This is a genomic window from Thermodesulfobacteriota bacterium (genome assembly GCA_031082315.1).
GTDB lineage: Bacteria > Desulfobacterota > QYQD01 > QYQD01 > QYQD01 > QYQD01.
The window spans coordinates 105877-128653 of the sequence record JAVHLC010000010.1 but is presented as its reverse complement, the minus strand read 5'-3'; the positions used below and the strand labels follow the sequence as shown (position 1 = coordinate 128653).

Annotated in this window: 33 protein-coding genes; 30 read left to right on the top strand and 3 right to left on the bottom strand. The window is 47.6% G+C overall.

The genetic code is table 11. The features are described from left to right. The first annotated feature begins 1 nt into the window (after position 1). The 27 genes from rplX to RDU59_10155 all read left to right on the top strand — a co-directional run bounded on the left by rplX (position 2) and on the right by RDU59_10155 (position 17478). Positions 2-340, top strand: a complete 339-nt coding sequence (gene rplX, locus RDU59_10285; GenBank protein ID MDQ7838860.1) for a 50S ribosomal protein L24 — start codon at positions 2-4, stop codon at positions 338-340. A 27-nt stretch (positions 341-367) separates the two neighbouring features. After that, positions 368-907 carry a 50S ribosomal protein L5 gene (gene rplE / locus RDU59_10280; protein MDQ7838859.1) on the top strand — a complete coding sequence of 180 codons (540 nt, stop codon included), beginning with the start codon at positions 368-370 and terminating at the stop codon, positions 905-907. Positions 908-922: 15 nt separating this feature from the next. After that, the gene (locus RDU59_10275) at positions 923-1108 is read left to right on the top strand and encodes a type Z 30S ribosomal protein S14 (GenBank protein MDQ7838858.1); all 186 of its coding nucleotides are present in this window, start codon (positions 923-925) and stop codon (positions 1106-1108) included. Positions 1109-1147: 39 nt separating this feature from the next. Further along, entirely contained in the window at positions 1148-1546 is a 399-nt protein-coding gene (gene rpsH, locus RDU59_10270) for a 30S ribosomal protein S8 (GenBank protein ID MDQ7838857.1), read from the top strand. Between the two features lie 47 nt (positions 1547-1593). Then, positions 1594-2139, top strand: coding sequence for a 50S ribosomal protein L6 (gene rplF, locus RDU59_10265; protein ID MDQ7838856.1), 546 nt, complete (start codon positions 1594-1596; stop codon positions 2137-2139). Positions 2140-2317: 178 nt separating this feature from the next. Continuing rightward, positions 2318-2689 (top strand): 50S ribosomal protein L18, encoded by a 372-nt coding sequence (gene rplR, locus RDU59_10260; GenBank protein MDQ7838855.1) that lies wholly within the window; start codon positions 2318-2320, stop codon positions 2687-2689. Positions 2690-2725: 36 nt separating this feature from the next. Beyond that, complete coding sequence (gene rpsE, locus RDU59_10255) at positions 2726-3214, top strand: 30S ribosomal protein S5 (protein MDQ7838854.1); 489 nt, start codon at positions 2726-2728, stop codon at positions 3212-3214. Positions 3215-3239: 25 nt separating this feature from the next. Continuing rightward, complete coding sequence (gene rpmD, locus RDU59_10250; GenBank protein MDQ7838853.1) at positions 3240-3419, top strand: 50S ribosomal protein L30; 180 nt, start codon at positions 3240-3242, stop codon at positions 3417-3419. A gap of 3 nt (positions 3420-3422) precedes the next feature. Next, on the top strand, positions 3423-3869 hold the full coding sequence (gene rplO, locus RDU59_10245; GenBank protein ID MDQ7838852.1) for a 50S ribosomal protein L15: 447 nt from the start codon (positions 3423-3425) through the stop codon (positions 3867-3869). Further along, entirely contained in the window at positions 3870-5177 is a 1308-nt protein-coding gene (secY, locus tag RDU59_10240) for a preprotein translocase subunit SecY (GenBank protein MDQ7838851.1), read from the top strand. 57 nt (positions 5178-5234) lie between these two features. After that, positions 5235-5879, top strand: coding sequence for an adenylate kinase (locus RDU59_10235; GenBank protein ID MDQ7838850.1), 645 nt, complete (start codon positions 5235-5237; stop codon positions 5877-5879). A gap of 28 nt (positions 5880-5907) precedes the next feature. Continuing rightward, positions 5908-6666 carry a type I methionyl aminopeptidase gene (gene map, locus RDU59_10230; GenBank protein MDQ7838849.1) on the top strand — a complete coding sequence of 253 codons (759 nt, stop codon included), beginning with the start codon at positions 5908-5910 and terminating at the stop codon, positions 6664-6666. Between the two features lie 13 nt (positions 6667-6679). Beyond that, on the top strand, positions 6680-6898 hold the full coding sequence (gene infA, locus RDU59_10225) for a translation initiation factor IF-1 (protein ID MDQ7838848.1): 219 nt from the start codon (positions 6680-6682) through the stop codon (positions 6896-6898). Positions 6899-6905: 7 nt separating this feature from the next. After that, positions 6906-7019, top strand: coding sequence for a 50S ribosomal protein L36 (rpmJ, locus tag RDU59_10220; protein ID MDQ7838847.1), 114 nt, complete (start codon positions 6906-6908; stop codon positions 7017-7019). Between the two features lie 21 nt (positions 7020-7040). Continuing rightward, positions 7041-7412 (top strand): 30S ribosomal protein S13, encoded by a 372-nt coding sequence (rpsM, locus tag RDU59_10215; protein ID MDQ7838846.1) that lies wholly within the window; start codon positions 7041-7043, stop codon positions 7410-7412. Between the two features lie 18 nt (positions 7413-7430). Continuing rightward, the gene (rpsK, locus tag RDU59_10210; protein ID MDQ7838845.1) at positions 7431-7823 is read left to right on the top strand and encodes a 30S ribosomal protein S11; all 393 of its coding nucleotides are present in this window, start codon (positions 7431-7433) and stop codon (positions 7821-7823) included. Positions 7824-7877: 54 nt separating this feature from the next. Continuing rightward, on the top strand, positions 7878-8504 hold the full coding sequence (gene rpsD, locus RDU59_10205; GenBank protein MDQ7838844.1) for a 30S ribosomal protein S4: 627 nt from the start codon (positions 7878-7880) through the stop codon (positions 8502-8504). A 17-nt stretch (positions 8505-8521) separates the two neighbouring features. Further along, positions 8522-9562 (top strand): DNA-directed RNA polymerase subunit alpha, encoded by a 1041-nt coding sequence (locus tag RDU59_10200; protein ID MDQ7838843.1) that lies wholly within the window; start codon positions 8522-8524, stop codon positions 9560-9562. Then, entirely contained in the window at positions 9562-10089 is a 528-nt protein-coding gene (gene rplQ / locus RDU59_10195) for a 50S ribosomal protein L17 (protein MDQ7838842.1), read from the top strand. Before RDU59_10200 ends, rplQ begins: the two co-directional genes overlap by 1 nt. 320 nt (positions 10090-10409) lie before the next feature. Further along, positions 10410-10694, top strand: coding sequence for a BrnT family toxin (locus RDU59_10190; GenBank protein ID MDQ7838841.1), 285 nt, complete (start codon positions 10410-10412; stop codon positions 10692-10694). Beyond that, the gene (locus RDU59_10185; protein ID MDQ7838840.1) at positions 10675-10905 is read left to right on the top strand and encodes a hypothetical protein; all 231 of its coding nucleotides are present in this window, start codon (positions 10675-10677) and stop codon (positions 10903-10905) included. The genes RDU59_10190 and RDU59_10185 overlap by 20 nt, the downstream gene beginning before the upstream one ends. Positions 10906-11355: 450 nt before the next feature. Continuing rightward, positions 11356-11838 carry a hypothetical protein gene (locus RDU59_10180; GenBank protein ID MDQ7838839.1) on the top strand — a complete coding sequence of 161 codons (483 nt, stop codon included), beginning with the start codon at positions 11356-11358 and terminating at the stop codon, positions 11836-11838. A gap of 158 nt (positions 11839-11996) precedes the next feature. Then, a complete protein-coding gene (locus tag RDU59_10175; protein MDQ7838838.1) occupies positions 11997-12539 on the top strand; it encodes a transposase in 543 nt (180 codons plus the stop codon). A 76-nt stretch (positions 12540-12615) separates the two neighbouring features. Further along, positions 12616-13827, top strand: coding sequence for a hypothetical protein (locus tag RDU59_10170; GenBank protein MDQ7838837.1), 1212 nt, complete (start codon positions 12616-12618; stop codon positions 13825-13827). A 688-nt stretch (positions 13828-14515) separates the two neighbouring features. Further along, on the top strand, positions 14516-15607 hold the full coding sequence (gene yedE / locus RDU59_10165; GenBank protein ID MDQ7838836.1) for a YedE family putative selenium transporter: 1092 nt from the start codon (positions 14516-14518) through the stop codon (positions 15605-15607). Between the two features lie 16 nt (positions 15608-15623). Next, the gene (locus tag RDU59_10160; protein MDQ7838835.1) at positions 15624-15839 is read left to right on the top strand and encodes a sulfurtransferase TusA family protein; all 216 of its coding nucleotides are present in this window, start codon (positions 15624-15626) and stop codon (positions 15837-15839) included. A 229-nt stretch (positions 15840-16068) separates the two neighbouring features. After that, positions 16069-17478 carry a hypothetical protein gene (locus RDU59_10155; protein ID MDQ7838834.1) on the top strand — a complete coding sequence of 470 codons (1410 nt, stop codon included), beginning with the start codon at positions 16069-16071 and terminating at the stop codon, positions 17476-17478. 337 nt (positions 17479-17815) lie between these two features. Here RDU59_10155 and RDU59_10150 read toward each other — a convergent pair whose 3' ends face one another. Continuing rightward, positions 17816-18010 carry a hypothetical protein gene (locus RDU59_10150; GenBank protein ID MDQ7838833.1) on the bottom strand — a complete coding sequence of 65 codons (195 nt, stop codon included), beginning with the start codon at positions 18008-18010 and terminating at the stop codon, positions 17816-17818. A gap of 369 nt (positions 18011-18379) precedes the next feature. Between RDU59_10150 and RDU59_10145 the strand changes: the two genes are divergently transcribed. Next, on the top strand, positions 18380-18847 hold the full coding sequence (locus RDU59_10145; GenBank protein MDQ7838832.1) for a bifunctional nuclease family protein: 468 nt from the start codon (positions 18380-18382) through the stop codon (positions 18845-18847). 11 nt (positions 18848-18858) lie between these two features. On the opposite strand, the gene RDU59_10140 is transcribed toward RDU59_10145, so the two are convergent. Further along, the gene (locus RDU59_10140; protein ID MDQ7838831.1) at positions 18859-19890 is read right to left on the bottom strand and encodes a TIGR00730 family Rossman fold protein; all 1032 of its coding nucleotides are present in this window, start codon (positions 19888-19890) and stop codon (positions 18859-18861) included. A gap of 190 nt (positions 19891-20080) precedes the next feature. Between RDU59_10140 and RDU59_10135 the strand changes: the two genes are divergently transcribed. Together RDU59_10135 and RDU59_10130 are read left to right on the top strand one after the other, a co-directional pair. Then, the gene (locus RDU59_10135; protein MDQ7838830.1) at positions 20081-20326 is read left to right on the top strand and encodes a hypothetical protein; all 246 of its coding nucleotides are present in this window, start codon (positions 20081-20083) and stop codon (positions 20324-20326) included. Between the two features lie 68 nt (positions 20327-20394). Continuing rightward, complete coding sequence (locus tag RDU59_10130; GenBank protein ID MDQ7838829.1) at positions 20395-21177, top strand: YkgJ family cysteine cluster protein; 783 nt, start codon at positions 20395-20397, stop codon at positions 21175-21177. A gap of 321 nt (positions 21178-21498) precedes the next feature. Here the strand turns inward: RDU59_10130 and RDU59_10125 are convergent, their stop codons facing one another. Next, on the bottom strand, positions 21499-22545 hold the full coding sequence (locus tag RDU59_10125) for a deoxyhypusine synthase family protein (GenBank protein ID MDQ7838828.1): 1047 nt from the start codon (positions 22543-22545) through the stop codon (positions 21499-21501). Between the last annotated feature and the right edge of the window lie 232 nt (positions 22546-22777).

Here is a 22777-nt window from a genome sequence, read left to right as displayed (position 1 = left end):
GATGGATAGCCTAAAGACTTATATAAAGAAGAATGACCGGGTAATGGTCATGGTCGGCAAGGATAAGGGTAAGATAGGCAAGGTATTAAGGATTATCCCCAAGAAATATCGGGCACTGGTAGAGAAGGTTAATGTAGCGAAGAGACATACGCGCCCAGGGCCGCTTTCAAAAGAGGGTGGCATTATAGAGAAAGAGGCCCCGGTACACATATCGAACCTGATGTTGGTTTGTCCAAAATGTACAGACCCCGTACGGGTTGGCTTTAAAACCCTTGAAGACGGGAAGAAGGTGCGTATCTGCCGTAAATGCGGTGAACCTATTGAAAATAATAAAGGATAAAAGCGGTATGATGCTGGAGGCTTTGGCATGGCTTCGATGAAGGAGTTTTATCATAAGGAATGTGTGCCTCTCCTGATGAAGGAGTTTGGTTACAAAAATACTATGCAGCTTCCTAAACTGGTTAAGATTATGCTTAACATGGGCTTAGGGGAGGCTATTCAAAATGCAAAAGCGCTGGAATCGGCGACAGAAGAGTTAACTCTAATCGCCGGACAGCGACCGGTGATAACCAAGGCCAGGAAGTCAATAGCTTCTTTTAAGCTGCGCGAGGGAATGTCTATTGGTTGCATGGTGACCTTACGCGGAGACCGCATGTATGATTTTCTCGCAAAGCTGGTGCATGTGGCCCTGCCTCGGGTGCGAGACTTCAGAGGGGTATCTGAAGGGTCTTTTGACGGTAGAGGGAATTACACCTTGGGCATCAAGGAGCAGATTATATTCCCGGAGATCGACTATAATAAGGTTGAAAAAATAAGAGGTCTTAATGTGACCATTGTTACTTCAGCCCAGACTGATGCCGAGGGCAGATATTTATTGAAACTGCTGGGTATGCCATTCAGAAGCTAGATAAGGAGGAATATCTTGGCCAAAAAGTCTTTGATTGAAAAGGCAAAAAGCCCTCAGAAGTTTAGTGCGCGGAGTTACAATCGCTGTCCGCTCTGTGGACGACCGAGGGCTTTTATAAGGCGGTTTGGTATCTGCCGTATATGCTTCCGCAATATGGCTGGAAAGGGTGAAATACCCGGTGTAATTAAGTCTAGCTGGTAAGACTTTGGCCGCCGGATAAAAATAAGAGGTGTCATTAATATGTGCATGACGGATTCCTTGAGTGACCTGCTTACCCGGATAAGAAACGGGGGAAAAGCGCGATTTGAAAAGGTGGACATCCCGTTTTCTAATATGAAGGCTAATGTGGCCCGGGTGTTAAAAGAAGAAGGCTTTATCAAAAATTACAAGATCGTTAAGGATAAGGGACATACCATACTGCGTATCTATCTGAAATATGATGAGAGCAACAAGAGTATTTTTAATTCGCTAAAGAGGATAAGCAAGGCCAGCCGGCGGGTTTATGTCCGGCAGGAAGATATCCCCAAGGTAATGCGCGGCATGGGCATTGCTATTCTTTCCACATCCAAGGGGGTTATGACCGGCGAGGAAGCCCGTAAAAATGCCGTTGGCGGAGAGCTGTTGTGCCAGGTATGGTAAAAGAGAATTTTTATAATGAGACGTAACAAGACGAGTGGAGGTTAGAGATGTCGATGTCGCGGATTGGCAAGAAGCCAATTCCTATACCCAAAGATGTCCATGTAGAGCTGGCGGATGACATAATTACGGTGCGCGGCCGCAGGGGCAGTCTAAGCAGGCCTATTAATCCGGTTGTAAATATAGCGGTTGAAGATGGGCAGATTTTAATAAAGAAAAGAGATGACTCCTCGGCCACAAATGCTTTGGGCGGGTTGACCCGCGCCCTGGTGGCTAATATGGTCACGGGCGTAAGCGCCGGATTTAGTAAAGTTATGGATCTTATAGGGGTGGGATACCGGGTAGAGTTGCAGGGAAATCAGCTCATATTTAATCTGGGTTATTCTCATCCGGTTAATTTTGCCTTGCCCGAGAATATATCGGCCAAGGTTGAGAAACAGACCAGATTAACCCTGGAAGGCATAGATAAAGAACTTCTGGGTTTGATTTGCGACCGTATCAGGCGGCTAAGGCCGCCGGAGCCTTACAAAGGCAAAGGCATCCGTTATGCGGATGAAGTTATCCGCAAAAAAGCCGGGAAGACCGGCAAGAAGTAATTAATTTTTATCCGGAAATCCCAAAAAATCGGATGAGCTGTCAGCACTCAGCTATCAGCGTTCAGCTAATCTGTTGTTTGTATTAGATTTTTTCGCTCAGGCGAATCCGCCTGCGGCACGACTGGAAACAGTAGTTTCCAGATGAACACTAATTAAGAATCCTGAAAAAGGTGTTTCTATGGCAGTATGTAACTTAAAACAAGAGATGAGATTAAAGAGAAAAAAGAGGATACGTGCGAAGATCGCCGGTACCAGTGAAAGACCTCGGTTGACCGTGTTCCGCACCGCTAAGCATATATATGCCCAGATTATAAATGATGAGATGGGCATATCACTGGTATCTGCTTCCACGCTCAGCAAGGAGATCCGTGAAAAAAAGGATAAACTTGAAGGGAAAGTGAATGTGGCCCTGGAAGTAGGGAAGTTGATTGCGGCCAAGGCCTTAGCCAAGGGTATTAAAAAGGTAGTGTTTGACCGTTGCGGGTTTCTTTATCATGGTAGAGTCAAGGCCCTGTCGAATGGAGCCAGAGAAGGCGGGCTGGATTTTTAAAGGGGAGGGGCATCGTTGTTAGACAAAGAATCGGGATTGGAATCTCAGTTTAAATTAATAGACAAAGTGGTCCATATAAACCGTGTCGCCAAAGTGGTCAAGGGCGGAAGGCGGTTTGGCTTTGCGGCCATTGTTGTGGTTGGCGATGGACAGGGCAGGGTCGGCTACGGTCTCGGCAAGGCTAAGGAAGTGCCGGTGGCTATAAGCAAGGCCGTGGAGAAGGCCAAAAAAAATATGATATTAGTGCCTTTGTTAAATAAGACCATCCCCCATGAGATTATCGGGGAATATGGCGCAGGCCGTGTCGTGCTGATGCCGGCGTCAGAGGGGACCGGGGTCATTGCCGGCGGCGCGGTAAGAGCGGTAGTCGAGGTCGCCGGGATACAAAATATACTGACAAAGTGTTTGGGATCGAATAACCCGCATAATGTGGTTAAGGCTACCTTAAACGGGTTGAGCTTATTGCGTAGTCCTGAAAGCGTAGCTAAACGCCGGGGCAAGGCGATTGAAGGAATTACAGCCTAGATAAGTTTTTGTGCAGGAAGGGAAGATGGACAAGGCTATTAAAATAACCTTAAAGAAGAGCGCTATCGGGCGGCCCGGGTCCCAGCGTTTGGTGTTACACGGGCTTGGTTTGACCAGAACCGGCAAGACGGTGGTGCGCAAGGACACACCGGAGATTCGAGGAATGATCCGTAAGGTTATCCATTTAGTTGAGATACAGGAGTAGATGATGACGACTTTACATGAGCTTAAGCCCTCCTCCGGCTCAAAGAGAAAGAGAAAACGTGTCGGGCGCGGAGAGGGTTCCGGCCACGGGAAGACGGCCTGCCGGGGTGCAAAGGGACAGAAGGCGCGATCGGGGGGAGGTGTCTCTCCCGGATTTGAAGGCGGGCAGATGCCTCTTCAGCGGCGCTTGCCCAAACGCGGCTTTAGGAATATTTTCCGAAAAGATTATACTATCATTAACCTTCGTGACCTGGCCAGGTGCGGTGATATTAGCGTAATCGGCCTGGAAGAGATGAAAAAGGCAGGGCTGATAAAAAATCGGGATGCACTGGTAAAGGTATTGGGCATGGGCGAGGTGCAAAAGGCTTTTACTGTTCGCGCCCATAGGATTAGCGAGGTCGCCCGTCAGAAGATTGAATCGGCAGGCGGAGCAATTGAGGTTATAGGTTAAGTGCTGGGCGGTTTTCAAAATATAGCGGGAATCGCAGAACTCAGGAAGCGTATATTTTTTACGCTGATGATGCTGGCCGTTTTCCGGATTGGGGCACAGATACCTACTCCGGGTATTAATACCGAGGCGCTGGCTGCCTTTTTTGCGGCCAAGCAGGGGACACTCTTTGGCCTGTTTGACATGTTCTCCGGTGGAGCGCTGGAAAAGTTTTCAATCTTTGCCCTGGGTATTATGCCCTATATCAGCGCTTCGATTATCTTACAATTGTTAACAGTGGTTATTCCGCATCTGGAAAGGCTTTCCAAAGAGGGAGAGGCCGGCCGGAAAAAGATAACCCAATATACGCGCTACGGGACGGTAGTCTTAAGCATTATACAAGGACTTGGGATCAGCATAGGTCTGGAAAGTATGACCGGGCCGGCCGGTGAGGCCGTGGTGATTTCTCCGGGATGGGGATTTCGGTTAATGGCGGTTATTACGTTGACCTCCGGTACGGCCTTCATTATGTGGTTGGGGGAGAAGATTACAGAGAGGGGTATCGGTAATGGCATATCTCTGATCATATTTGCGGGTATTGTAGCCAGGCTGCCTTCGGCAATTATCAATACCTTCCGCCTTATGGGGACCGGTGCTCTCGGCGCTGTATCTGTACTATTCTTAATTGCTTTGATGGTAGCAGTAGTGGGAGTTATCATATTTATGGAGCGGGGCCAGCGCAGGATCCCGGTGCAATATGCGAAGCGGGTAGTAGGACGGAAAATGTACGGTGGTCAGAGCACGCATTTGCCGTTAAAAATAAATACGGCGGGCGTTATTCCACCTATTTTTGCCTCATCCATAATTATGTTTCCGGCTACTATAGCCAATTTTATCAATATCCCCTGGGTACAAAAAGTGTCTCAGCTTCTGTCGCCAGGAAGTATTTCCCATGAGATCCTTTATGTCGGCTTTATTATTTTCTTTTGCTATTTTTACACGGCTGTTGTTTTTAACCCGGTTGATGTGGCCGAGAATATGAAAAAGCACGGAGGATATATACCTGGTATCCGGCCAGGCAAGAAGACGTCTGAATTTATCGACCGCGTGCTTTCCAGGGTAACTCTTATCGGAGCCTTTTATGTGTCGACTGTCTGTGTCCTTCCCTCTATACTTATAGCCCAGTTTAATGTGCCGTTTTATTTCGGGGGGACGGCCTTACTGATTGTGGTAGGCGTGGCTATGGACACCATAGCCCAGATGGAGACGCATATGGTAGCCAGACATTACGAAGGATTTTTGAAATCAGGACGAGTTAAGGGGCGCAGGTAGGAAATTAAGCGGCCGATAAAATAAATTATATAACGTTGCTGATAAAAGAGAGAGGCCATGAATATTATATTTTTGGGACCACCGGGGGCCGGCAAAGGAACGCAGGCCAAAATGCTGATTGAGAAATATGCTGTTCCGCAGATATCTACCGGCGATATGTTTCGTGCGGCATTGAAAGACAAGACACCACTGGGTATGAAGGCCAAAGAGTATATGGACAAAGGCCAACTGGTGCCTGATAAGATTGTTATTGGATTGGTAGAGGAAAGATTAAAGCGGGATGATTGTAAAAAAGGATATATCCTGGATGGTTTTCCCCGTACAGTGGCGCAGGCTGAGGCCCTGGACAAGGCTCTGGCCGGGATGGGATCCAAGATTGACAATGTTGTTAGTATAGAGGTAGATAACAAGGAACTTGTAAAGAGACTGACCGGGCGACGCACCTGTCGCAAGTGCGGATCTATGTATCACGCTATTTTTAAACCTTCGCTTAACAAAGACGTGTGTGATAAGTGCGGGGGCGAACTCTATCAGCGGGACGATGATACCGAGAGCACGGTAATGTCCAGGCTGGAGGTCTATGACGCCCAGACAAAGCCCCTTATTAATTATTACCAGAAAAAGGGCATATTAAAATCTATTCCAGGGATAGGCAGTATCGACGATATCTTTAATAAGATAGTGAGCATATTGGGCAGTTGAATTGATATCAAGGAAATCCCGACAAAAGATAATCTTAAAGTCTCCATGGGAAAATGAAAAAATGAGGATAAGCAACGCTATCGTTGCCGAAGTCCTGGAGGCCTTGCGGGAGAAGATAAGACCTGGAATCGCTACCATAGAATTAGATGAGTCGGCCAGGCAGATGGTGTGTGCCAGGAAAGCAGATCCCGCCTTCCTGGGATATAGAGGTTATCCCTTTAGCCTCTGCGTCTCGGTAAATAATGAAGTAGTTCACGGGCTACCCGCTGCGACACGTATACTTAAAGAAGGAGATATCGTAAGCTTAGACTTTGGCGCGGTTTACGATGGTTATTACGGCGATGCGGCTATAACTGTTCCAGTGGGTAAGGTCTCAGCCGAGGCCGAGTTGCTGATCAGGACTACGGAAGAGGCCCTTTACCTGGGGATACAGGAAGCCAAGGTCACAAACCGGCTGTATGACATTTCCCATGCCATCCAGAAACATGCGGAAAGCAGAGGGTTCTCGGTGGTCAGGCAATTTGTTGGGCATGGCATCGGAACCGCTCTCCATGAGCCGCCGGAAGTGCCTAATTATGGCCAGCCCGGTCAGGGGATAAGGCTTCAAACGGGAATGGTTCTGGCGATTGAACCAATGATTAATGCGGGCAGTTATGAAGTGACTATTTTGAGCGATGGGTGGACGGCAGTGACCAAAGATGGGAGTTTGTCTGCTCATTTTGAGCATTGTGTGGCTATTACTGAAGATGGCCCCCGTATTTTGAGCCGGCTTGATAGATTAAATTAGGGGATATTTTATTATGCCTAAAGAAGAGGCCATTGAAGTAGAAGGGAAGGTTGTGGAAACACTGCCCAATGCTATGTTCCGGGTTGAGCTGGAAAACGGTCACAGGATACTGGCACATATATCAGGAAAAATGAGGATGCATTTTATTAAGATATTGCCGGGAGACAAGGTGAGGGTAGAACTGTCGCCGTATGATTTGACCCGGGGCCGTATTATTTATAGGGGAAGGTAAGATAATTATGAAGGTTAACCCATCTGTTAAGAAAATCTGTAGTAAGTGCGTAATCATTCGAAGGCGGGGTGTAGTTCGGGTGATTTGTGAGAATCCAAAGCATAAACAAAAACAGGGATAGCCTGTTTAAAGGAGGCATCGATTGGCTAGGATTTCAGGAGTTGATTTACCGGGCGGGAAGCGACTGGAGATCGCCTTAACCTATATGTACGGCATCGGCCGTAAGACGGCCCAGGATATCCTGACTAAAGCAGGTATTGACTGGAACAAGAAGAGCGATAATTTAACTGACGACGATATTAACAAGATCAGAAAGATTATCGATGCGGATTATAAAGTAGAAGGCGACCTACGCCGTGATATCTCTATGGACATAAAGAGATTGATGGATCTGGGTTGTTACCGTGGATTGCGGCATAGAAAGTCTTTACCGCTTAGAGGGCAACGGACGCGTACGAATGCCCGTACCCGAAAAGGGCCGAGGCGATCTATGCTTAGCCGCAAGAAGGGATAGATTTTATAAGGAGGGAGCATGGCTCAAGTAAAGAGGTCGGGACGAAAGAAGAAGGAAAAAAAGGATATCCCTGAAGGTATCGCTCATATCCAATCAACTTTTAATAATACTATCATCACCATTACGGACAAAATCGGCAATGTGGTGTCGTGGTCCAGCGCCGGTTGCCAGGGGTTTAAGGGCTCGCGCAAGGGGACTCCTTTCGCTGCACAGACGGCGGCCAGTGATGCGGCTAAAAAGGCTATGGAATGCGGGATGCGGCACATCGAGGTCTATGTCAAAGGGCCGGGGGCCGGCCGTGAGGCGGCGTTGCGGGCGCTGCAGGTGGCAGGTTTTAACATCAGCTTTATTCGTGACGTTACCCCCATTCCTCATAATGGATGCCGTCCTCCCAAGAGAAGAAGGGTGTAAAACTGCCCATGTCCGGTTTGAAAAAAATATAAGGAATATAGAGGAGGTCTTAACTTGGGTAAATACACAGGTCCTGCCTGTCGTTTGTGTCGGCGGGAAGGTTCAAAACTTTTTTTGAAAGGTGACCGGTGCTATTCGGATAAATGTGCCTTCGAACGACGTAGTTATGTCCCCGGGCAACATGGGCAGGCCAGGGTAAAGGTTTCCAATTATGGTCTGCAATTACGTGAGAAGCAGAAAGTCAAAAGGATGTATGGACTGTTGGAGAGGCAGTTCCGTACATGCTTTGAGAAGGCCGACTGGCAGAAAGGCGTGACCGGTACGAATCTGCTGGTTTTATTGGAGCGCCGTTTAGATAATGCAGTCTATCGGTTAGGGTTTGCCAGCGCGCGCAGACAGGCCCGACACCTGGTAAGACACGATCATTTTCTGGTTAACGGTAAAAAAGTTAACATCCCTTCTTATCTGGTGAAGGTAGGGGATATTATAGAGATTAAAGAAAAAAGCCGGTCTATTTTGGTCATAAATGAGGCCATTGAAGCCGTAGTAAGGCGGGGCGTTCCTCAATGGCTGGAATTGGACAAAGATAACTTTAGGGGCACGGTTAAGGCCTATCCGATGCGTGAAGACCTGACCATGCCTATGCAAGAACAGCTTATTGTAGAATTATACTCGAAGTAAAAAAGGAAGTGGCGGATATGCCTAAAGAATTTACCAACTTGTCTGTACGAAACTGGCGGGAGTTGATAAAACCCAAGAAGGTGGAAATCGCGACAGACACTCATACTAATGCCTACGGTAAGTTTGTCTGCGAACCGTTGGAACGCGGTTTTGGCATTACCCTGGGCAATGCCTTACGCCGGGTTTTGATCTCCTCGCTGCAGGGTGCAGCCATAGTTTCCATTAAGATAGACGGTGTTTCTCATGAATTCTCAACCATTCCAGGCGTAATGGAAGATGTCGCGGACATCGTCCTGAACTTGAAAAATATTCGCTTCAAACTCCATGCTGATACGCCTAAGACTGTTCGTATCGAGGCAAAAAAGAAAGGCGTAGTCACGGCAGGTGATATTATCACCGATGGTACGGCAGAGGTCTTAACCCCTGATCTACCGATAGCCACTCTAACCGGCGGTGGCGCTCTGCGCATGGAGATGGTAGTTAAATGGGGGAAGGGTTATGTGCCGGCGGAGAAGAATAAAGAAGAGGGGCAGGCCATCGGGGTCATACCTATAGATGCCATATTTACACCCATAAGAAAGGTCAATTACGTAGTAACTCATGCCAGAGTCGGACAGATCACCGATTATGATAAATTGAACCTGGAAGTCTGGACAGACGGGAGTGTCATCCCCGAGGATGCGGTGGCTTATGCAGCAAAGATATTAAAGGAGCAGTTTTCTGCGTTTATCAATTTTGCGGAAGAGCCGGAAGTTGAGCCGAGGGAGGAGCTTAAAGAGGAGAAGACCGCCATCAACGAAAATATTTACCGTAGCGTAGATGAATTGGAATTATCGGTTCGCTCCGCTAATTGTTTAAAGAATGCGGATATCCACCTGATAGGGGATTTGATACAAAAGACCGAGGCAGAAATGCTCAAGACAAAGAATTTTGGCCGCAAGTCTCTTAACGAGATCAAAGAGATATTGACTGAGATGGGTTTGTACCTGGGAACGAAATTAGAAAATTGGCCCCCTCCGCCCGCTGAGATTGAAAAGAGAAGAGGAGAACAGGGATAATGCGACACAGGAAGGCAGGAATAAGGTTAAGCCGCACTACGGCCCATCGTGAGGCCATGGTACGGAATATGGTTACCTCTTTGTTTATGCATGAAAAGATAAAGACCACCGATGCCAAGGCTAAAGTGCTAAGGCGCGTGGCCGAGCAGATGATTACTCTGGCTAAGCGCGGAGATATTCATGCCAGGAGGCAGGCCCTGGCAGTCATCCGTGATAATGGGATTGTAAAAAAACTCTTTGAAGACCTGCGCAAACATTTTGTTGACCGGCCGGGTGGATATACGCGCATAACAAAGATAGGCATGAGACATGGAGACGCAGCTCCGATATCTTTTATAGAGCTGGTTACAGGCGCTGCTGAGGGAGAGAAGTCCCGAAGTAAAAAGGGTAAAGGAAAGACCGCGGCCAAGAAACGGATCGCTTCCACCAAGGCTACATCTGTAAAATCGAAAGGGACTGAAAAGAAAAAAACTGTAAAGAAGAAGGAGACTACGGAAGAAAAAGTGAAGGCCGAATCTCCTGAATAGTAATTAATGCTCATCCGGAAACTACCGTTTTCGGATTCAAGCTTTCAGCGATTCCAGTCAGTATTAGCAAGGCGTTATAGCAACCAATTTATCAGGCTGTACCCCCCAGGTACAGCCTGTTTTTTTTGATAACAGCTTGAGAAGCCAATGTTGTTCTTTGTCTTATCAATCCTATCCCCTTAATATTTAAATAGATTTTTTCTTATTGTGTTATTCCGCAAATTCTTATACGATTACCCCTAATGCAGATCTCGACGAAAAAAGTCGAGTCGATATAATATATAATGTTCGGCATTAACAAAGGAGAAATGTGACATCTTGTGGGGCTACTATTTGAATGGGATCCTAAGAAGGCACGGCTAAACGTCAAAACACATGGCATCTCTTTCGACGAGGCGAGCACGGCATTTCGTGACCCGTTGTCACAGACGATTGACGACCCCTTGCATTCCGAGGACGAGGAACGCCTTGTCCTAATTGGACGATCCATGCAAGGGCGACTCTTGGTTATCGTCCATACGGAGAGAGGCGATCGAATACGTATTATCAGCGCCAGGTTGGCGACAAAAAAAGAGAGGGTTCGGTATGAAGAGAATGAAGAATGATCCAGACATGCTGGAGGAGTACGATTTTACTGGTGCAGTCCGAGGAAAATATGCGAAGCGGTATGCGGAGGGCTCCAACGTCATAGTCATTGATCCCGACGTGGCTGAGTATTTTCCCGACCACGACTCGGTCAACGACGCTCTCCGCAGTTTAACTGCCATTATTAAGAGGCAGAGGAGGGCCGAACAAGGTCATGAGGGATGCTCGTAAACTCGCGCCCCGCATGCCCGGCGGTATGGTAAACTTCGCAAACGGACTGGAGACTGCACAAAAGAGGCAAGAAAATGACCTTCCATCATGGCGGAATCTTATTAGTCGTACTTGGTGACTGCTGACCGCTTTAGTCAGTATTAGCAAGGCATTATAGCAACCAATTTATCAGGCTGTACCTCCCCCGGTACAGCCTGTTTTTTTTGATAACAGCATGTTAAGAAAGGGATGTACTCGCCGGATTGGGGTGCAACATCGATGGAGATTCGGATATTGGTGGAGGATGAAGATGATGATAGTGGGCAAAGCCCACCCTACAGGGCTGTAATAAAACCTTATAGTTTACGTCAAGTTATTTTTTCGCCTTGACCGGGTAAAAAAATCTGTGCTATGTTTATCCGTCCATCTAATAACTGGTTGGGCGACAGAAACGACAACAGGAAAGCCGCCATGTCTACTTCGAACAAAATACTGCGATGGATGTGTTTCGTTCCCGCCGGGATTATTGCCGCGGCGCTCGTAATGTTCCCCCTCCATTGGCTTGTCATGATAAACCTCGGCGGTTGGGGTATCGATCCAATAATCGAGATTCGGGACCCCAGGACCCTTCGGAATATTGAATCAATCCTTCAAGCAGCATTTGGTCCTTTGGCGTTTATATACTTTGCAGCCCGAACTGCGCCTAATCATAGACAGATCACTTCCGTCCTACTCTCCGGCATTATCGTAATAGGACTGCCTATTCTCGCATATTGGTGGAATGCAAATACCATTTCCAAGGGGAGTGGCATTCTTATCGAGCACGGATTCGCTCGGGTTCTTGCCAACGTAATCGGCGTAGCGGGAGCGATATATTTGATACGTTCTCATGAACGGAAGGAATTCAACCTGGGGAGCATAGATCATGCGGATCAAAGCGGCTCCCGTCGCTGACCTTGCTCGAATGTGGGGACGCTGGTAGAAAAGTAAGTTGACAATGTATTAGGAAAGCGATGAATGCGAATGCATGCCAAGATTAGCCTTGTAGGGTGGGCACAGCTTTATCGTGCCCACCGAAACCTGTAATGTGTCGCGGAAATGGGTCAAATTAAATGCCAAATTATCGACGAGCACGGGAGGGGCATGCGTATTTCTTCACGGTTGTTACATATCGACGGCAACCGATTCTATGTCTCCCGAAATCGAGAGACCTGTTACGTGAAATCCTTTCTAAGGTGTGCGGCTCGCATCCTTTTATTATCGAAGCGTGGGTTTTGCTGCCGGATCATATGCACTGTATTTGGCGGCTGCCCCAGGGGGATATGAACTATTCACTGCGGTGGGGATTAATCAAGGCGGAATTTACGAAAGGATCCAAGGTGTGGCTTGACCGGCCGAAGGGGACTACCTCACGGGAAAAGCACAGAGAGGCCACGGTGTGGCAACGAAGATTTTGGGAACACATGATTAGAGACGACCGGGACTTTTCGGCCCATTGTGATTACATCCATTACAATCCGGTAAAGCATGGGATTGTGGACGCACCGAGGGACTGGCCGTATTCGACTTTTCATCGCTATGTTGAGAAAGAAATCTACTCGCCGGATTGGGGTGCGACACCGGTGGAGATTCCAATCGACGTCGGTGGAGAATGAAGGACGACAAAGACGGTGGGCAATGCCCACCCTACGGGACTCCGCTCCGTTCCTATAATTAAGAAAGGAGTTTTGTATGCGATCAATCTCAATATTCTTCTCAGTTGCGATGGTCTTCTTATCCGGCTGTGCATCGATGTTCTATGCATCAACGCAAATGCCTGTTCAGGGTAAAGAAGAGCTTGCCAAAATTAAAAATCCCGCGTTAGTTAAAATCGAGAGAGAGGATAATATGTGGGGCGGAGCAATACCTTTCGTCATTTATGATGGGAAAAAAGAAATTGGACGTTTAGGTCCATCTGGTGCTTTTGATTGGAAAAGAGAAGCTGGTTATCTTAAATTAACAATTACTGGTGCTGTAAGAACGATTGTTGGCCCTAATCTTCCGGATGAAGCTATTTATGAGGATTATATAGATAATGGTGCTACTCTTAGTTTTCTAAGTGGTCTAAATGTTGATCGTAAAATTGCTATTTGGATTAAGCCACAGCAGAAACAAGCGCCTGAAGATATTATTGCCTTTGGTAGAGCAGAAGACTTGAATACCATCAATGCCTATGAGACATTCATGAAAACCTATGCAAAAAGTTCAAAGGTTGATGAAGCAATTAGGCGATGTGATAACGTAATCGAAAAGGCCGGAATACTTAATATAGATAATCTCAAAAATAAGAATATAGATATCATTCAAGCATATCTTAAAGCTCTTCCTAAAGGGAAGTACGCGCAATTTGCTGAAGAGGTTAATCAGTATTATGAAGCCGAAAAAAGGCCGAGTAAAAAAGCTTTTGAGGATTATCTCCAAAAATGGCCAAATGGCCATTTTGAGAAATGGGCTAAAGACAATTTAGCATTTACTTCTTTTGGTGTAGTTGATGATCATTTTTTAGTTAAAGTCATGGAACTAGCTGGTCAACATGTACGAAGAGAGTTTAAGCCAAGTGTTAAGCGAAGCGAGAAATATGAGTTAAGTGAGGCTGTTTCATTTAAGAGAACCGTTAGACTGGACGCTATAGGCGGTCGTGTTTTTAGGATTGAAGGAAGTTTAAATGAATACCTGAAGGACGCTTCGAAATATAGTATTTACTATATTGGCGAAGCTTCTGGTGACGGTTTTAAGTATGAATTTACTCTACAATTTAATGTGGTGACCGAGCCACATTTTAATATCGATCGTAGCGCTTCTGGTTTCTTAGTGGGGTCAAAAGTAAAAACGAATGACAAACAATATTATTATGATGGTCGTCATTGGGTTCATGGCTTGTTTAATCAATTTTTTAAAGAGTAAGCAGATGGCAGGTTAATTAGTCGTCCCTGAAAAAGTTGGTAGTGTCAAGAGGCTTTCGCTTTTTTATAGCACGGCAGTGCCCCTCTGGAGTAAAGCAGTTCTTCTCGTACAAAAAACATCTGAATCTTAAAAGGAAATTTTGCTGAAATTTTACGTGAGCATCAGATGCGGTTTTATGATATCCCGATATCCGGCAGAAAGGCCACGGCCCAGGTTCCGGGCCCCATATGTGCGCCTGATGTCAGGAGACAGAGGATGGACAATTATCTGGCCTTCCGGATAGCGCCTCGCCACCGCGGTAGATGTGGGGACGCTGGTAGAAAAGTAAGTTGACAATGTATTAGGAAAGCGTAAATACGAGATAGAATCTATGCCAAGATTAGCCAGGCTGGACGCACCTGGTGTTTTACATCACATTATACTAACATCGGAATCCTCCTTTCTGTCCAGGACCAGCCTGCCTTCGGTCCGTCACGGGTAGATATATCCGGCGACATTCCTTCCATGTTTATCTTATGTAATAGTTTTTGCCTATAATTATCCATATCCATATCCGATTTATCGATTTGACATCCTACCTCCTGGATTATATATGCACATGAGATCGGCGTGATGCCCGGACCGGCGCATATCATGCTGTGAGTTAATACCGGCGAAAAGCTCGATGGTTGCCTGGAGGTATTTTCTAATGGATAAGATTAAATCTTTTTTCGGGACGCGTGCTGGAATCGTAGCTACGGGGGCTATTATCGGGATACTGGCCGCCCTACTTCAGAAGATGGGTAACCCGGGTAATATGGGTATATGCGTGGCCTGCTTTGAAAGGGATATTGCCGGCGCCCTGGGTCTGCACCGCGCGGCCGTTGTTCAGTATATCCGGCCGGAGATAATCGGGTTTGTCTTCGGCGCGTTGATAGCCGCTTACGCCTTTAAAGAGTTCAGGCCTCGTGCGGGATCTGCCCCCATTGTCCGTTTTTTCCTTGGTTTTTTTGCCATGACCGGGGCGCTGGTCTTTCTCGGATGTCCATGGCGGGCCTTGCTTAGACTATCGGCCGGCGATGGGAATGCTATTGCCGGTTTAATCGGCCTTACAGCAGGCATAGCTATTGGTGTGGCCTTCCTGAAAAATGGTTACAATCTGGGCCGGGCACAGAAGAGCTATGTTGCTATGGGGTGGATACTGCCGTTAGCCATGGGCGCACTTCTTATCTTTCTTTTACTGGCGCCGCAGATGGGTGATAATGGCCAAACCGGGCCGATTTTTTTCAGCGCCAAAGGGCCGGGGTCTATGCATGCGCCTATAGCCGCATCACTCCTGATCGGCCTGTTTATCGGGTTTATGGCGCAACGGACCCGGTTCTGCACCATGGGGGCGGTCAGGGATATAATTTTAATGCGGGATTTTCACCTGGCGAGCGGCGTATTGGCGCTGGTTGCCGGCGCATTTATTACCAACCTGATCCTCGGTCAGTTCCATGCTGGTTTTGAAAATCAGCCGATCGCCCATACCAACCAGTTGTGGAATTTTGGCGGCATGGTCCTGGCCGGACTGGCCTTTGCCTTGGCCGGCGGATGTCCGGGGCGACAATTATTCCTGGCCGGAGAAGGCGATGGCGATGCCGGTGTATTGGTACTGGGTATGATTATCGGTGCGGGTTTTGCCCATAACTTTTCCCTGGCCAGTTCTCCCAAAGGGGTTGGCCTGTATGGGCCTCTGGCCGTCCTCATAGGGCTTGCCTTCTGTTTCTTCGTCGGCCTTACCATGCGCGAAAAGATATAAAGGAGGAGGTTTAGAGATGACGGATTTTGTAGATGCCCGTGGACTTTCCTGCCCTCAGCCGGTCATTCTGACCCGGCAGAAGATGCAGTCATTGGGACGGGGCGCCTTTGAAGTGAAGGTGGACACGGATACTGCCAGGGAGAACATCACCCGGTTGGCCCAAAAAGAGGGATGGGAGGTAGAGAGCAAAGAAGCAGGCCGTGAATATGTACTGGTGTTGACAAAAGGGTAATGATTTGTGTCAGATTGAAGCTCCCCGCAGCAAGCTGCGGGGAATCTCCGTATGTAAGGTAAAAAGCATAGTATTCGCTCGCTAACCCCGCCGCAAGCAGCGGGGAATGCGCTCGCTATGCATGTTCACCGCAAAGACGCAAAGGACGCAAAGAAAGATATATCTTTTTCTCTGCGCTCTCTGTGTGCTCTGTGGTGAAAAAATAACGGATAAAGGAGAAAGGAAAGATATGAAAAAGGTTTTAGTACTTGTGGCCGCTGCCCTGTTTGTGACCGCTATGGCGCTCCCGGCCATGGCCGTGGACATGAGCCTGAGCGGTTTCTACCGGGTGCGCGGCATCTATCAGAGCAATGCCAATCAGGGGCAGGTTACGCCCTGGGATGGTAACACCCCCTATACTACAAACGGCTATGGGAACCCGGATGCCTACTGGGATCACCTGCTCCGGTTGAATCCGGTCTTCAAGGTTGCTGATAACCTCAAACTGATCACCCGCGTCTCGGTATTCAACAACCAGATGTGGGGGAGCAGCGAGACTTCAGGCGGCGTACCCACGACCGGTATCGGCCACAATAACTGGGCCAACTTTGGTGATACCGCCGACAACATCATTTTAAACCAGGCCTATATCGAATGGACAGGCTCCTGGGGCAAGCTCCATGTCGGCCGCAAGCCCGGAATCTATACCTACTTTACGGAGTGGGCCAATACCGAGATGGACGTGGAGAAGATCCACTACTTCTCCCCGAGCTGGGGACCCTTCAGCTTCTTCGCCTTCCATGAAAAATGGGAGGAACAGAGTGTTACATCAGGCAATAACATGGCCGATGAGGATCTCGACCGGTACTCCCTCTGCCTGCAATATACCAAACCTTGTCTTTACCTGGGCTATGCCTTCGACTACTACCATGTCCGGACAGGTTCAGAGAACCCGGCCACTACCGGCTGGAAGGCCAACCGCATCGGCAACTACTTCTGCCTACAGGCCAATGATGCGACGAACACCTATTTCTTCAAGGGTGAACTGTCCCTCCTGGGCGGCGACTATAAGGATTACTACGCCGCCGGCACTACAGATGTGGATCGCGCCGGGTGGGGTTACTATGCCAAGGCCTGGATGAACAAAGGTCCTCTTACCGTAGGGATCGGCACGGCCTATACCTCCGGTGATGACAATGCTACAGACGGCGATTATGACGTCGGGCCGGCCTCCGGCGGAGACTTTCAGCCGATGTACGTCCTGTACGGGCCACAGAGCAACATTTTAAACACCACGCTGGTACACCCTTCCCAGAAATCTGGTTACTCCAATGCCGGCCAGTTTGGCAATCCGGGAGATACCGCTACTGGTTCTGTAGGATACTGGATCTATGCCGACTATACGGTCGATCCCCATCTCGCCCTGCATGGCGCCCTGGGCATAGCATACGCGGACAAGATCAGCAGCACCTATTACCAGGATGATGAATTCGGTAAAGAACTGGACCTGGGTCTGAAGTATCAGATCATGAGCAACCTGGCCTATGAACTCCATCTTGGTTACCTGTGGACAGGCGACTTCTTTAAGGGTCCGGCTGGTACAGACTACACTACCGATGACGTCTATCAGATAGACCACAGCCTGACACTCAGTTTCTAAAATCCCCCCATCCCCCCTTTGATAAAGGGGGGTGAGGGGGGATTTAGTGACGAGTGACGAGTAATGAGTAAGACTTTTCACCGCAGAGCACACGGAGAACGCAGAGAAAAAGATATATCTTTCTTTGCGCCCTTTGCGTCTTTGCGGTGAAAGAGGTAAGACTGGCTGACTTTCAAGCGATCAGCCGTCAGCAATCGGCAGACAGCCAGAGACTGAAGGCTGAGCGCTGATAGCTGACAGCTAATTCAGAGGCCGGGCATCTGGCCTGGTTAGGTAAATAAGAGGCTGGCTCTGGAGTAATTCCAGGGCTAGCCTCTTTGATTCCCCACAGGGCAAGCTAACCTTTTTCAAGATATGGTCTCAGAATTTCGTACATCCCGGGAGGCCATTTTTTTGGGTCCGGCTCTGTGAGAAATATCTTGGTCCAGGGCTCCTTAACTCCGGCCGTTAATTTTTGCACTAAATCCTTGGGCATGTTTTTCAAGTCCTCTAACCTCTCCTGATAAACCCGGCTTGTTGTTTCTTTATCCATAATTATCTCCCTTGTTCGAACCTCCGTACTATCAAAAGATTAACCACAGAGTACACAGAGAAAATAAAATATCAAGGTTTCCTAAAATATAGCAAACTCTGTGGTTGTTTTTCATAAAACTTTTGGCATTACCTTTAACTCCGGCTTATTTTCTATTCTATGGCGTGATTGTCCCAGGCACAAGGAAATTTAAAGAATTTATGAGGGTTGACTTTCCATGGGCCTTAATTTAATGTCTTTTTAAAAGCCTTAGACGGATTTGCAGCGAGGAGACTATGTCAAGGCGAGGGCCTTGACCTTTGTTGTAAGTCTTTGGGTAAATGATATTGATCTTAATAGAAGAATTGGCGCGTTAGAGGAGGAATCAATTTGGAAGGGCTGGAAGATATGATAGCCGTGCATGATGTCCAACTGGTAGAGCAACAGGATGGATATCAGATTATCTTAAAAGAGAAGACGGACAGTAAATATTACTTTACGATGCTCATCGGTCCGGCTGAATTCGCTGCCATTGCCAAGGAAAAAGGCACTTACAGGCCTCCCCGGCCCCTAACGCATGATCTTTATTTAGGGATATTGAAAAATCTGGGCATTAGATTCTTGCGTGTGGAGATATATGAGCAGCAAGATAATGCGTATATTGCCAATGTCTTCTACGAAAAAGGCGGGAACGAGGTTGGGGTTGATTCAAGGCCCAGTGATGCCCTGGCCCTGGCCTTGAATCAGCAAATTCCTATACTGGTCAGGCGGAACCTACTTAAGACCGAGGTATCCAAGGAAGAAAGGGAATTTTACAGGGATATAATCAAGGTAGTAAAATTTAAAGAAACAGAATAACACAGTGCATGTCAGAAACTATTTACCCGCTCAATTATAGCCTTAAGGCTGGCGAAAGATTTCTTATTAAAGGGGAACGTTAAACGCGGCAGTTCTAACAATTCAGGTTCGTCTTGTTCCTCCGGTAATGCCTCCCGGGCCTCAATTTTTCCACCGGGCAGGAGATCCTCCGGGAATTCCTCGTTTAATGCCTGTATAGCATATTTTCCCAGGCGGGTCTTAAGGCGTAAGACTACCATATCTCCTACGTAGCGTATGGAGTGATAACGGCGATAAAACGCTGTGATAATTTTTACCGCCTCTTTTTCATCGTTGAGGATGGTGAGTAGGTTTACGTCTTCCGGTGAGATATATTCGCCCTTAACCAGGCAGTCTTGCAGAAATTCCATCCATTTTCCCCAATATCCATTTCCCCTGGTTTCGAGAAACACGATAGGGATGGGGTTCTGTTTTCCGGTCTGGACGAGGGTCATGGCCTCCATAGCCTCGTCCATGGTTCCAAACCCACCGGGGAACAGCGCCACAGCGTGGGTTTCCTTAATAAAGGCCACCTTGCGGTTAAAAAAGTATTTGTACTGGATCATGCGCGGATTAGAGGCTATTATCTCATTAGTCACCTGTTCAAAAGGGAGTTTGATAGTAACACCAAAGGAATTCTCATGACCGGCCCCCTTGTTGGCTGCTTCCATGATACCAGGACCGCCGCCGGTAATCACCATAAAACCGTTCTCGACCAACCCGCGGGCAAAGCGAAGGGCCATATCATAAAGCGGTGTGCCGGGAAGGGTTCTGGCTGAACCAAATACCGTTACTTTGAGCCGGTTCCGATAAGGCCCAAAGACCTTTGCAGTATAACGCATCTCCTTGAGGGTGTTATTCATCATCTTCAGGTCACCGCGATCCCTGGTGTCCTGACCACCCTTCAGGCTGGCAATAATTAATTCGCGTATAATATCGCGATTGGCATCAACGCCTGCCAAGTCCATCAAGGACTCTATCCGGTCATCAATTTCGAGGTTCGGTTCATGAAAACGGAGTTCCATACTTTGATTGGTTTCCCCCGGGCACTTTTTACGAGTTCATCATATATTTTCAATCGAACATTTTACCTATATTCTTTAATTCTGTTAAGTTTTAATTTGAGCGCACAAAAATCTTGTCTTAAGCGCTTAAACAGGCTAAAAAGCAACGTGATCTCACCGGAATTTAAAAACCACTTAAGAGACGGGAAAGATGGAAGAGACGGTAACCAAAGAAGTTGAAATGCAGAGGGCCCATTTGGAGGAAAAGGTTCGAGAATTAGAGGCCGAAAGAAAGGCCAATGACCGAAAGATACTGGAACTCACGGAAAGGGAGCTTAAGCACCGTGAGATTCATACTGAAGAAATTCATCTCCTGCGCAAGAGGAATTTTGAGATATCTTTTGAGATACTTGCGAGGCGTAACGAGATAAAAAGGCTAAGCATAAGTTACGGATAACCGGTCTTTCGAATATTTCGCCCGGCTTGTACAGTCCGGAAAATTTAACACAAAAGGAAATAAGATACATGACAGAACTGAACAAAGTTGTAACTGGAGAAGCAGGCGAGTTAGAAGATCCCAGGCCGCTCATGCCGGGCGAGAGGTTTCGCTTTGCCTGCCGCAAGGGATTAAGATGTTTTACCCATTGTTGCCGTGACCTTAATCTCTTTCTCTCGCCTTATGATATACTGCGCCTGAAAAACAGACTGGGCATTTCATCCGGCGAGTTTCTGCGGAAATATGCCTCTACCAATATCGGTATTGTCTCGGGATTCCCGGTGATGACTCTTCGTATGAACAAGGACCAGGAGCGGACCTGCCCTTTTGTTACGCCGGACGGGTGCACGGTCTATGCGGACCGGCCTGCTGCCTGCCGCACTTATCCTCTCGGTCGCCTGGTAGAAAAAAACAGAGATACCAACCGGAAAAAAGAGAACTATTTTATCTTCCAGGAAGACCATTGCCTGGGGTTTGAAGAGCCGAATGAATGGTCTATAGAAGAGTGGCTGGATGATCAAGAGATAAAAATTTATAACGAGATGAATGATCTTTTTATGGAACTTATTGTGAGCAGGGATCGTGCCGGGATTAAAAATCTGACCGATGAGAAGATGCGAAATTTTGCCCTGGCCTGCTACAATCTGGATAAATTCAAGGACATGGTTTTTACACCAGGGTTCCTGGAAGAATTTGACCTTTCGGTCGATTATGTTACCCGGCTTCGTTCAGATGAACTGGAACTGATGAAGTTCGGCATCAGGTGGGCCCAGTTTATGGTTTTTGGCGAGAGGACGCTGACACTTAAATAACACAGACCGCATGGGGACAGAAGTACCCTTTTAAGCTCAAATGACAAAATCCCAGGTTCAAATGAATACCAAATGACTAAATGTCGGTAGATCCGCCGCAGGAGGGGCAAAGTTGATGAACTCGTAAAAGGCCCAAAATATCACGCAAAGCCGCCAAGGACGCAAAAAGAATAAAATTTGGAACTCAGGAGCTCATGAAGGGAAATACTGTTCCATCCCTGATTTCTTGATTTCCAGATTTTCATTTTTCCTTCGCGGTCTTTGCGCCTTTGCGTGAGAAATTGACTTTTTACGAAGCCGTTAGGGTTAAGTTTCCAGCCTTCAGCTTTCAGCTTTGAGCTTGCCTTGCTTGATCTTCCGGGCAACCTTTTCCGGATTTAATCCTTTAAGGATGTCCCCTTCCCAATTAAATACCAGCCTTGGCCTGGCCGGCGCAGGATGTTTTTCCAGTGCATAAGCGGCCAGCAGCGGCAAGGAGACACTGGGTTCTACCCAGGCCATGGCAAAGTCTGCATCTTTCTTTATCTTTCCCCAGGACTGGGCTTCACCCAGGGTTGAACCGGAAAGACCGCCGTCATGTGAAACCGCTGTGGTGACCTGTATGGCATAGGAGTGTCCGCGTTCCAGACTGAATATATAACTCATGACTATGGAGTCGTTGATGTAGTTTTTCGGTACGCCACCGGCCACGTAGATGGCCGCCGTCTTCTTTGACCTGACCACAATCTGCGTAAGCTCATAATTGTCCTGAATAGAATCAATGGCAACTCCCGGCCTTGACTCCACCTTACATCTGTGCCGGTGTTCAGTAAGGCCGATGCCTATGGAAGAATCATTTATAGCCGGGGCAAAAATAGGTATGCCCATGCGGTGGCATTGGTAAACTATAGAGCGTTCGTCATCCAGATGAGAGCCGATAAAATCTATGTACTGCCGGCTGGAATAATTGCCGGGTGGCAGTTCATCGGCGATCTTGCCGCACCACATATCGGTTTTCCAGAAGGCCTCCTCATCTACGTAAGTATCATAGATGCGGTCTATGTAAAGGTCTCTGAGCATCCGGTCATCTGCCGCCGGAGTTCCCTTATAATGCTTATATCCTCTGGCCTGGTATATATCCTGATAGAGGATGGCCCCTGTTGACACCACTACGTCTATATAACCTCCTACAATTAACTCACGTATGACATTCCTTAATCCGGCGGCGATCAGGGGGCCGGCCAGCCCCAGAAAAATCGTAGGCCGGTCAGGATCTTCAAACATCCTGGACAGAACTCTCGCGCAATTGCCCAGATTTCGTGCCTGTATGGACATCCCGCTCATTTTTCCCAGCAGGTCACCCACGGTCATACCCGGTGATATCTCCACGGGACGTATCGCTTCAGCCAAAATTTTACGTTTACGAAGTTTAGCCCCCTGAGACAGCTGGCTATAACCGGAAGACGGCTTTGATTTCATGATTCCTTAATATTACCTCCTGAAAAATTATAGGCCCGTGGGAAAGACCTTGTGATTATCCCGGAAAAAGATTGACCATATAAAAAATAAACAAAAAAAATCAAATAATCAATAACCACTTAGTTTCCATCCGGAAACCCAA